Origin of the sequence: Marinifilum caeruleilacunae, assembly GCF_013141825.1 — a bacterium.
Classification (GTDB): Bacteria; Bacteroidota; Bacteroidia; order Bacteroidales; family Marinifilaceae; genus Marinifilum; species Marinifilum caeruleilacunae.
On sequence record NZ_RZNH01000055.1, the window covers coordinates 17465 to 27123 of the forward strand.

At 38.8% G+C, this 9659-nt stretch carries 7 protein-coding genes; all 7 read right to left on the minus strand.

Annotated features, from left to right (window positions below; genetic code table 11):
* Positions 1 to 3: 3 nt before the first annotated feature.
* A complete protein-coding gene (locus ELS83_RS20615; RefSeq protein ID WP_171597441.1) occupies positions 4 to 1230 on the minus strand; it encodes a CDP-glycerol glycerophosphotransferase family protein in 1227 nt (408 codons plus the stop codon).
* Positions 1231 to 2457 carry a CDP-glycerol glycerophosphotransferase family protein gene (locus ELS83_RS20620; RefSeq protein ID WP_171597442.1) on the minus strand — a complete coding sequence of 409 codons (1227 nt, stop codon included), beginning with the start codon at positions 2455 to 2457 and terminating at the stop codon, positions 1231 to 1233.
* Positions 2450 to 5059, minus strand: coding sequence for a YfhO family protein (locus tag ELS83_RS20625; RefSeq protein ID WP_171597443.1), 2610 nt, complete (start codon positions 5057 to 5059; stop codon positions 2450 to 2452). Before ELS83_RS20625 ends, ELS83_RS20620 begins: the two co-directional genes overlap by 8 nt.
* A gap of 194 nt (positions 5060 to 5253) precedes the next feature.
* Positions 5254 to 6483: a carcinine hydrolase/isopenicillin-N N-acyltransferase family protein gene (locus tag ELS83_RS20630; RefSeq protein ID WP_171597444.1), complete on the minus strand. Its 1230-nt coding sequence runs from the start codon at positions 6481 to 6483 to the stop codon at positions 5254 to 5256.
* A 51-nt stretch (positions 6484 to 6534) separates the two neighbouring features.
* Positions 6535 to 7335, minus strand: a complete 801-nt coding sequence (locus tag ELS83_RS20635; protein WP_171597445.1) for a carbon-nitrogen hydrolase family protein — start codon at positions 7333 to 7335, stop codon at positions 6535 to 6537.
* Positions 7336 to 7452: 117 nt separating this feature from the next.
* Positions 7453 to 9006 carry a glycine--tRNA ligase gene (locus ELS83_RS20640; RefSeq protein ID WP_171597446.1) on the minus strand — a complete coding sequence of 518 codons (1554 nt, stop codon included), beginning with the start codon at positions 9004 to 9006 and terminating at the stop codon, positions 7453 to 7455.
* A gap of 160 nt (positions 9007 to 9166) precedes the next feature.
* The gene (locus ELS83_RS20645; RefSeq protein WP_171597447.1) at positions 9167 to 9415 is read right to left on the minus strand and encodes a DUF4834 family protein; all 249 of its coding nucleotides are present in this window, start codon (positions 9413 to 9415) and stop codon (positions 9167 to 9169) included.
* Positions 9416 to 9659: the final 244 nt, after the last annotated feature.

The following is a 9659-nucleotide window of genomic DNA, read 5'->3' on the forward strand; positions in this document are numbered from 1 at the left end:
TTTCTAACTAAGATAGTGCTCCTGAATGAATTTATAAATTCTCTCGGAAGATTTATCGTCGATATTGTCGTATGATTTCTGAATGATTTCTTCTCTTTTGGTTGTAAAAGTATCTTCAACTTTTAAGCCTTGAATCAAATCAGCCTGCAATTTTGCCTGCGTGGTAGATATTGGTCCAACAATAAAATCGTTGAAGAAAGGATGCAATTCCCGATCTTTGGTTTCGTATTTTTCCCGATCGTAAAGCAAGAAGAAAATGGGTCGATTCAGCAAAATAAAATCCATGTAAATGGAAGAGTAATCGCTGATCATGGCATCTGTTTCGGGCAGGAATGGGTACACATCTTTTACATTGTCGTACCAAATAATTCTTTCAAAATTATCGGCAATCGACTGGTATTGTGGCAATGGATGTAGCTTAAATACAAAAACGAAATCGTTCTGTAATGCAAACTCGTTCAATGATTTCAAATCCAGAATTCCGTCGGATATTCCATCTCCGCCAGTATCACGAAAGGTTGGGGCGTATAGTATCGATTTGATCCCTTTTTCACGCATTTCGGACACCTTATTTATGGTTTCTATATCGGAATTCAGAAGTGCATTTTGATATTTTGTTGGGTGAAGAATGATGTCGTTTCTGGGGTAACCTGTATCGATAAAGTGATCGCTTAAAAATGCAGGTTTGAAAAATTCTCGTGTAAAGAATTCACCAGTTGAGATTACGGCCTGGTATTTGGGTAATTTTCCAACAAAATTGAGAATGAATCGTCGGTACAAGGAGCTGGTTTCCTGGATGAAAAATTTGTTGCTTCGTTGAATTTTTTTGAAACCGATTCCATGCCAGATTTGCACAATTTTAGCCCTCCAAAACAGTTGAAAACGGCAATTGTCCATCCACGAGAAGTTATCTACCACAAACACTTTGCTTCGCAGCATTACCCAATAAGCTTTACACGACGGATAGTATAAAATATTAGAATACTTCTCGCTTAGTGTGGCATAAACATCTTTGTTTGCCGTAAGTAGATAGAATTCCTGTTCGGGCCTTTCTTCCGATAGGTAAAGAAAGAAAAATTTTACATTGTCGTTAAAGAAACCATCTTTGGCTCCCATTAGAACCATTAGGTTTTTCTTCTTGGGAAATAGGTAACTTAATGGAACTAAAAAAATCCAACCCAAGAGGGTAGTTAGAAAGATAACTGGTTTCGAATGTTTATTAAGATTCATTTACTGATTCAATTTTCGAATTTCATTGTATACGCGTTCGCAACTGCCATTGTCCTGGTAGGTATGGTACATATCGCGAATTTTCTTACGCCACTTGGCGTGAGTTTGTGGCTGATCGAAATATCGTTTTAAGTGGGTAATAAACTCTTTTTGGCTCTCTGATTTCGCTCCAGGCGAGTTCTCATCAAAATCGATAAAAAAGCCCTTGTATTGGCTGTATTCTTCAAGATCGTACGGAAGGAATACAATCGGGCGGTCCAATAAGAGGTAATCGATCCATAGTGAAGAATAATCGGTCACCAAAATATCGACGTAAGGAAGCAAATCGTATACATCCTCAAACCTGTCCTGATCGGCTTTAATTACCCTTTCAACAGAGAAAAAGTCGTGTGTTTTCTGAAGCGATTTGCGTTTGATATCCTCTTTATGCCCGCGAACCAGGAGGTATGCATCTTCTTCTTCAAGGAATTTTTGCAATTGATCTGCATCGAAATCCCCGAAAGGGAAAAAGTGTGTTTTATGCCCTTCTTCGCGCCAGGTTGGTGCATAAAGAATAATTTTTCGATCGAGGAATGGATTCTTTAAAAGCAAATCGGTATTTAGCTTTTGCTGATCGGTTAAATAATCATTTCGAGGCAATCCGGTAACCCAAACATCGTTCATGTCCATATTAAATCCGGCAGCATGAATGATTTGTTCCAGCGGCGAACTTCCTACCATGTAAGAGTAGCCTTGCAACTGTTTGTGTTTGCCATATTTTCTCCATACAGCGGTTTGCAAACCCATTTTTTTCATGGGTGTACCATGCCCCAAATAGATGATGTTTTTGCACTTTTTATGCAGGTAGTATGGTGCAAATGCCGCAGCACTAATGCCATAGGATATGATCACATGTTTGCTTCTGAGAAAGAGGATAAATCCCTTTAGCGATAAAGCATACACAATTTCGCCAGGGTATTTTTCACTTACTTGTTTGTACAATTTCTTGTTGGTGGTGAAAAGAATGCTGTTGAAATCATTTTTCACCCTCATGTATTCGAACAGGTATTTCGAATTGTCGAAAAGTACTTTTTCGGTCAGAAAAAAGAGGGCAATTCTCTTGTTTTTAGGCACCAGTTTTTCCATAAAGAAATAGAACCAGCGCATGAAAAACAGGACAATATGCAGAAATACAATTTTCTGCATAAAGTTTACAAACTGCTGCGATTTGGTATATCCTTTATGCATTTTCTTTTTGATAGTTTCTAATACCCAAAACAATTGCACCCAAAGCAAGAAGGAAAAACAGAATCATACTTGAAAGAGATATTTTCTCTCCAATGATGTATCCTTTAGGTTCGAATTTGAACTCCACTTTGTGTTTTCCGGCTGGTAATTTCATGGCACGCAACACGTAGTTTGCTCTAAAGTGCGGTGCAGGATTACCATCGATATAAGCATTCCAACCTGGTTGGTAATATACTTCAGAGAAAACTGCCAACTGCTCTGTTTTTGCCTGGTACTCGTAGCTGATCTGGTTTGGCGAATATTTGGTCATGCCGATACTTGCAGTTGAATCAGCAAGAATGCTAAACCCGTTCAACTGATCTTTAAAACGCTGATCAACAATGGCCTCTTTGGCAGGGTCGAATGCGTTTAAAAGCATGATTTCTTCGTTTGCATCCTGAACAAGTTTGTAAGAATTTACAAACCAGGCATTGCCCAAAGCACCAGGATTAATGCTTAGCTGCACACCTTTTTCGCCCTGACTGATCACGTATTTTGTATTCAGCATGTTCAAGGCTTTCATATTGCCTTTTTCGATATGGTATTCGTACAATTCCTGAACGCGACGCAATTTGGCTCCATGATATCCTCCAATGGATTTGTGGAAGTAGGACGGACGTGCATTCTGGAATGGACCACCAATTTGTTCGAAAACCCTGTAGTTGGTGTTGTAGGTTACGGCCCAAATTTGCGCAGCTACCTTTTCGTAATCAGAAGCTTTTCGGTTTTGTCTGCTGTAATCTTTAAGAGCTTGTTCTGCTACTGCTTTAAGTTCCGGATTGTTCCTGATTTCATTTTGCAGAATCTGGAAATCGGCCATATTTGGCATGTAAGCCAATTTTAAATCCTTTTTCTCAACAAAGGCATCATTAGTGGTATAGCGCTTGTTTACAGGGTACAGGTCTGCCAAAATCAGAACAATTACCGCAGGGATAAAGAGTTTTGCTTTCAGGTAATCTTTTGAAAATGCCCAAAGCAAGACAGCTCCAAGTACCACAAAAAGAACGGTTCTTAAGGCATCAGCTTTAAACAGATCGATTCGTGCATCGCGCAAATCGTTTTGAATGTTCGTGATAAAAGAAACCGCATTGGGGTTGGAAGCACTGATTTGTGCAAAATAATTTTTCTCGATATCGCTAAAGAAATCCAAAGCCAGAGTAGGAAGCAGGTATAATAATATTGCTACACCACCTGTTAAAACAAAGGGAAGCACCAATACGTTCAATTTCAGTGATGAGATGTTAATCTTCTTCTTCAGTACTTCGGGTTCTTCGATGATTTTTTTAAGTGCTAAAATCGCCAGCAATGGAACGCAAAGCTCAACAATTATAAGGATTGATGATACTGCTCGGAACTTGTTGTAAAGTGGCACATAATCGAAGAAGAAATGCGACAGGGCAGGGAAGTTGTGTCCCCAGGAAAGCATAATGGCTAAAATACTAGCCGTTAACAATCCCCATTTCAATCTTCCTCGAACAATAAACAACCCTAAAATAAAGAGGAACAGAATGAAAGCTCCAAGGTAAACCGGACCCACTGTGAAGATCTGATTTCCCCAGTAATGGTGATTTTTCACCTGCTCCATATCGTAATAATCGGCAGCCGATTTTATCTGTCCGCCATTCACATAGTTCAAAACCTGAATGCCTTCCTGTGGCGATCCACCACCACCTTTTGCATTTGGAATCAGCAAACTTAAAGTTTCCTGTATGCCGTAGCTCCACATGGTTCCGTAATCTTTATCAACACCAGTGGTTTGGTTGTCTTTATTGCCCAGGCTTAATTCCGATTTGCCACGAATGGTCGATTTGCTGTATTCGTATGAGCTAAACAGGTTGGTGAAATTCACTCCCAAAGCAATCACCGATGCAACGGCCAGAACACCAATTGCTTTAAAAAATTGCTTCAGCTTCTGATCTTTCCACTGTTGGTAGAACTCAAATATCAGGATACAAATTACTGTTAACAAGAAATAGTAGGTCATTTGTATATGATTGGAGTACAGTTCCATAATCAGGAAGAAAGTGGCAATAATTCCACCCCAGATATACCTTCCCCTGAGAACCATGAGAATTCCACCCAGTGCCGGGGGAATAAATGCCAGTGCATTTACTTTCCACAAGTGACCTGCCCCAATGATAATGATAAAATAGGTTGAAAATGCGTATGCCACTGAGCCGGCAATCGATAGCCAGGGATTTACCCGCAAACTAATGAGCAGAATGTAAAAGCCGATCATGTACAGAATGAGATATTTTACAGGATCTGGAGTGTACAGTTCCATCATCTTTTTAAAGGTATACATGTCTTTTGCCTGGTAATCCACATTAATTTGATAGGATGGCATTCCACCAAACATGGAGTTGGTCCATAAGGCATCTTCACCGGTTTTCTCACGAAAATCAATAATTTCTTTTTTGGCTCCCCAGGCGTGAATAGAATCGCCTTTTTTGAATTGTTTTCCTTCCAATGCAGGTTGGAAATACATAAATGCTACAATTAAAAATACCAGAATGGATACCAGGTGAGGTAATGCGGACTTAAATATCGACTTAAAGTTCATTTCAATTACGAATTATGAGTTACGAATTACGAATGAAGCAGTATGGCAAATCAATTTTGAATATTCCTGATTCGTAATTCATCATTGATCATTCGTAATTTTAAATTCAGCCTCTAAAATACAAAAAGCACAGAACAAAATTGCCCTGTGCTTCACTTAATATTATTTTAGTGCTTTATGCTCCGAATAGATTTCTACTTCAGGTATTTTTCTACTTCCAACAAATCGTCGTAGGTTTCAATGGTGTAGTTGTTTAACCAATTGTACAATTCTTCGATCTCTTTTTTACTGGCTTTCGCCGATCTCCATTTTTCTTGCTGAGCTTCAACCTTTTCAAACAATTTCTCTTCTGCTTTTTCCAGCTTTTGAATGATTCCGGTTTTCTCTGCATTGATCAGTTCCGATACTTTCAAATATTTGTATCCTGCCGAACGGCTAATCGGATAACAACGATCTTTTAGTTCCATCGACATGGCATTTAACGGACAGTTTTCTTTGCCATCGGCCAAAAGTACTTTAGGCAAATTTTTACCACCTTTTACCCAAACAGGCAGTGCAATAGAAGTATTTGGGAAACCAACCTGAGTCCAGATGGTAGCCATTTCCTTGTCTTCGCCTTCTTTTACACCTTCAATCATAATCATAGAAGAAGAACCATGACGGGTAATTAAATCGCCAGAGTTTACAAAGTTTTCGCCATAAGGAACGGTTTCAAACTCTTTTCTGAAATCTCTTTTTAAAACAGGGTGCTTTAAGCATCTCGAGAAGTTCTGAATTACTGTTCTGGCGCTCATATCGCCGCAAGCATCGGCCTGGTAGAAGATATCCTGTGCAGTTTGTAAGCGGATAAATCCGTAACCGATATCTTTTTTTCCTGTGAATGAATGGTTGGTTCTTAAAATATAACCATTTGGCGCTTGTGCCGGATCGTTTGCATCGAATTTTGTAAAAGTACGGTTGTTTACTTCGTAAAAAGCCACATTTCCATCGGCATCTAATACACCAAAATGAGCAGCCAAACCCATTGGTTTTGGGGTTTCTTTTAATAGTTGTTCAAATTCTTCCAGGTTTGCACACTGCTGTAGAGACAGTTTCATGAATTTTCCTTCCTGGTCTTTCAATGAAGTGGTGTCCTGCATGTTTACATTAAAAGATGCCGAATTCATAATGGCAAAACCCATCGCGTTCGATCCTCCCCAAACTTGTTCCCCATTTTCGTCGTTCGAGTTAATCAATCCAATGTAAGGATATTTTCCATCGGTGAAATACCTCATTTTGTTTTCAAAACTTTCGGTATCGCGAAGTTTCCAGATCATTGGGCGACCATCTTTTGTGTATTTGCCAGATATCACGGCAGTGGTACAGGCATCGGCCTGCCAAAGACTTACTACCATAAGTAGTAAAAGCGTTAAGATTTGTTTCATCTGTTAGTTAGTGGTTTAGTTGTGTTATCCTTTAAGAAGCCTCTAAATTAGTTAATAATTCTTTTTTCTATCCTTTCTAAACTGATATTCTTCACGCACTTTTTGAATGGTCTGGCTATCAATTTCACGAATGATAATTTCTTCCTGTTCCTGAAGAGTTGTAGGGGAAACATGGTAATCAATCCATGGAGGACAAAAAATAGAATTGCCATATTCTTCTCCGGCTCGGTTAAGGCTCAGCATGTAAATTTGATTCTCCAGGGCGCGGGTAATCACAAAATGATGCCAACTAGGAAAACTATTGTCCTTGTAAAAGGCCACGGGGTGAATGAGAAAATCAATGTCGTGATCGAATGCCAAACTTCTTGTCAGTTCCGGGAATCGCATGTCGTAGCAAATGATGATTGCTATTTTGATGCCATTGATCTCAAAACTTACAGGTTGATCTCCTCTTTGGAAATATTCCTTTTCCATAGAATTGCCAAATTGTGCCATATGCTGCTTGCAATAGATGCACTCCAATTCGCCTTTGGGGTTAATTACCGCTTGCGCGATAAAATACTGATTGTCTTTTTTCAAAGGAAATCCATAGGAGATATAAGAGCTTTTCTTTTGGGCAATTTCTGAAAAGAATTGAAAGCTTTTGCCATTTATATCTTCTGCTAATTCGGCAAGCCTATCGAAAGTTTCGCGCGAATATCCACTGGTGAACAGTTCGGGCAGAACAATGAGGTCTACTGAATCGAGCTCATCGATCAATGCCTTGGCGCGAGAAAGGTTGGCATCTCGTTCGGCAATTGTTCTTGCATCGATATTGTTGATTTGTATGGCGGCAAATGTAAGTTTGGGCATAATGGAAGACTTTTATAAATGCTAAGCCTAAAGATAGTGAATACTTTGGGTGAAAAGCTCTTCCATAAAAAAAGCCATCCTCAATAGAGAATGGCTTTCGAATATCATAAGATCGGCTTATTTCAATTTCTTGAATAAAGCTTTCATGCTTACATGTGAATCAAGGATTTCAGCTAATTTAGAAATCTCGATACGTTCTTGTTCCATGCTGTCGCGATGACGAATGGTAACGGTATTGTCTTCCAATGATTGGTGATCAACAGTTACACAGAAAGGAGTACCAATGGCATCCTGGCGACGGTAACGCTTACCAATAGAGTCTTTTTCGTCGTACTGGCAATTGAAATCAAATTTCAGGTCGTTGATAATTTCACGAGCTTTATCAGGGAGACCATCTTTTTTCGTTAAAGGCATCACTGCCAATTTGATTGGCGCCAAAGCAGCTGGTAATCTTAACACAACACGTTCGTCGGTTTTACCATCTTCTTTCTCGATTTTCTCTTCAGCATAAGCTTCCGACATAATCTGAAGGAACATACGGTCAACTCCAATTGAAGTTTCTACTACATATGGTACATAGCTTTTGTTCAATTCAGGATCGAAGTACTGGATTTTCTTTCCAGAGAATTCCTGGTGCTGACTTAAATCGAAATCGGTACGTGAGTGAATACCTTCTACCTCTTTAAAACCGAATGGGAATTTAAATTCAACATCGGTTGCAGCATTGGCGTAGTGAGCCAACTTATCGTGATCGTGGAAACGGTACTTGCTATCTTCAAAACCTAAGGCTTTGTGCCAGCTCATACGAGTTTCTTTCCACTTTTCGAACCATTTCATTTCATCACCCGGACGCACAAAGAACTGAAGCTCCATTTGCTCAAATTCACGCATACGGAAAATGAACTGACGAGCTACAATTTCGTTACGGAATGCTTTCCCAATTTGAGCAATCCCGAAAGGAATTTTCATACGACCCGTTTTCTGAACGTTTAGGTAGTTTACGAAAATACCCTGTGCAGTTTCCGGACGAAGGTAAATTTTGCTACTTCCATCGGCAGTAGAACCCATTTCGGTTGAGAACATCAGGTTGAACTGACGAACATCGGTCCAGTTTTTAGTCCCTGAAATCGGACAAGCAATTTCGTTGTCGATAATGATTTGCTTCAACTCCTCAAGGTCGTTTTTATCCAAAGCATCAACAAAACGCTTGTGAACAGCATCCATTTTTTCTTTGTTTGCTTTTACACGAGGGTTGGTAGCTCTAAACTGTTCTTCGTCGAAGGCATCGCCAAATTTTTTCTTTGCTTTGGCAACTTCCTTATCCATTTTGGCTTCGAATTTCGCCATCAAATCCTCAATTAAAACATCAGCGCGGTAACGTTTCTTTGAGTCTTTGTTGTCAATCAACGGATCGTTAAAAGCATCTACGTGGCCCGAAGCTTTCCAAATGGTAGGGTGCAAAAAAATTGCAGAGTCGATTCCGACTACATTTTCGTGTAATTTTACCATTGAATCCCACCAGTATTTTTTGATGTTGTTTTTCAATTCAACACCCAATTGTGCGTAATCGTAAACAGCACTTAATCCATCGTAAATTTCTGACGACTGGAATACAAATCCGTACTCCTTACAATGGGCAACCAGTTTCTTGAAAACATCTTCCTGAGCCATAAATTTTATATTTTGAGTTTATTATTTTAATTTGAACGAAACACAAAAATACAAAAAAAGCCATTGGTTGGCTTTTCCATATCATTAATTTCTAGTGTTTTTGATTAATTAATTCTTGACAAGTGATCTACTATCGTTTGCGTAGCGGAAGAATGGATTTTTATTCATCCACTTCTTCGAAATCCACGTAATCGCCAACATCCTTTTTCTTAGGATTTGATTTGTTGGTTGGATTTTTATCGATGCTTACTTCACCTTCTTTTTTTTCTTGTTCTTGTTGCTGTCTGTTTGCTTCTTGTTGCATTTTGTCAAAAGTTTTCTGTACCAAAAATGGGAACATTGCGCGAATGATCAATTTTAGCAGGTAATAAACACCAACAGCAATAAGGATAAACTTAAAAAATGCCATATTCTTCTAATTTGATTGACAAAGATAACAGAAATATAGTGAATGAGTAAATTAGTTTGCAGAGTCTAAGACTAAGGAAATGGAATCCTTTTTAGAAAAGAAAAATCCCGAACTCATAAGTCCGGGATTTTCTTCTAACCACTATTTACTAACCTAAATCTAATTCTATGAAAAAACTTCTCTGTTTTGTACATTACAAATGTAGGTTAGAAATGTGCTAAATGCTTTAAATAAAAGTTAATGA

Bases quoted from the DNA above. Each gene is read 5' to 3' on its own strand.
- ELS83_RS20615 (WP_171597441.1), bottom strand. From the start codon at position 1,230: ATGAATCTTAATAAACATTCGAAACCAGTTATCTTTCTAACTACCCTC.
- ELS83_RS20620 (WP_171597442.1), bottom strand. From the start codon at position 2,457: ATGCATAAAGGATATACCAAATCGCAGCAGTTTGTAAACTTTATGCAG.
- ELS83_RS20625 (WP_171597443.1), bottom strand. From the start codon at position 5,059: ATGAACTTTAAGTCGATATTTAAGTCCGCATTACCTCACCTGGTATCC.
- ELS83_RS20630 (WP_171597444.1), bottom strand. From the start codon at position 6,483: ATGAAACAAATCTTAACGCTTTTACTACTTATGGTAGTAAGTCTTTGG.
- ELS83_RS20635 (WP_171597445.1), bottom strand. From the start codon at position 7,335: ATGCCCAAACTTACATTTGCCGCCATACAAATCAACAATATCGATGCA.
- ELS83_RS20640 (WP_171597446.1), bottom strand. From the start codon at position 9,006: ATGGCTCAGGAAGATGTTTTCAAGAAACTGGTTGCCCATTGTAAGGAG.
- ELS83_RS20645 (WP_171597447.1), bottom strand. From the start codon at position 9,415: ATGGCATTTTTTAAGTTTATCCTTATTGCTGTTGGTGTTTATTACCTG.